The sequence below is a fragment of the Halorubrum sp. BV1 genome (assembly GCF_000746205.1).
Lineage (GTDB): Archaea > Halobacteriota > Halobacteria > Halobacteriales > Haloferacaceae > Halorubrum.
In genome coordinates, this window is record NZ_JQKV01000030.1 from 1 (window position 1) to 1,339 (window position 1,339).

The 1,339-nt window shown below is 57.8% G+C and carries 1 rRNA gene; it reads right to left on the minus strand.

From position 1 onward, the window contains the following. Positions 1 to 1,158 (minus strand): 16S ribosomal RNA (locus tag EP28_RS11495); the annotation flags it as partial. Positions 1,159 to 1,339 lie beyond the last annotated feature (181 nt).

Consider the following 1,339-nt stretch of genomic DNA (forward strand, 5'->3'; position numbering starts at 1 on the left):
TCGGGGCATACTGACCTACCGTTGCCCGTTCCTTCCTCCGTGTTGGCCACGGCGGTCTCCGTACTGTCCCCAGCTACTGTGAAGTACTGCTGGCAAGTAGGGATGCGGGTCTCGCTCGTTGCCTGACTTAACAGGACGCCTCACGGTACGAGCTGACGGCGGCCATGCACCTCCTCTCTGAAACTCGGACAAGGTCATCAACCTGGTCGTCATTATTACAGTCGATGCTGGTGAGATGTCCGGCGTTGAGTCCAATTAAACCGCAGGCTCCTCCGGTTGTAGTGCTCCCCCGCCAATTCCTTTAAGTTTCATCCTTGCGGACGTACTTCCCAGGCGGTCTGTTTAGCGGCTTCCCTACGGCACAGCACCCACTCGTAGTGGGAGCCACACCTAACAGACATTGTTTACGGCCAGGACTACCCGGGTATCTAATCCGGTTCGAGACCCTGGCTTTCGTCCCTCACTGTCGGATCCGTTTTCGCGACGTGCTTTCGCCATCGGCGGTCCGTCCAGGATTACGGGATTTCACTCCTACCCCGGACGTACCCGTCGCGCCTTCCGGTCCCAAGCCACACAGTTTCCACCGGGCGTCCACCTGTTGGGCAGGTGGATTTCCCGATGGACTTGTGCGGCCAGCTACGGACGCTTTAGGCCCAATAAGATCGGCCATCACTTGGGCTGCCGGTATTACCGCGGCGGCTGGCACCGGTCTTGCCCAGCCCTTATTCGTACACCGCCCTAGGGTACACAAAAGCACAGGCTCTATGCCTGTGCACTTGGGATTCCCTTATCGCACTGTCGTGCAGTGTAAAGGTTTCGCGCCTGCTGCGCCCCGTAGGGCCCGGAATCTTGTCTCAGATTCCGTCTCCGGGTTCTCACTCTCATGACCCGTACCGATTATTGGCACGGTGGGCCGTTACCCCACCGTCTACCTAATCGGCCGCAGCCACATCCTTCGGCGCCGGAGCGTTTGGCACAGTCCTCATTCCAGGTGGACTGTGGTGTCCACTATTAGCCTCAGTTTCCCGAGGGTATTGTGGTCCGAAGGGTAGTTTGGCCACGTGTTACTGAGCTATTCGCCACGAGTATGAACTCGTACGACTAGCATGGCTAAATCGAATCCCAATAGCAATGGCCTCCGGCAGGATCAACCGGAATGTATACCTCTGTACCTGGTTCCCGGCACAGAGGGGGTGTTGGCGGGTGTTGACACGATGTCAACACACCATTGCATGGTCTATATGGTGTCCAGTGCACCCAGCGACCTGGATGACACCGAACGACCACGGCTCACATCAGATTTCCTCTTACGCCGGAGCGCAGGGGGCGAAATCCTCAT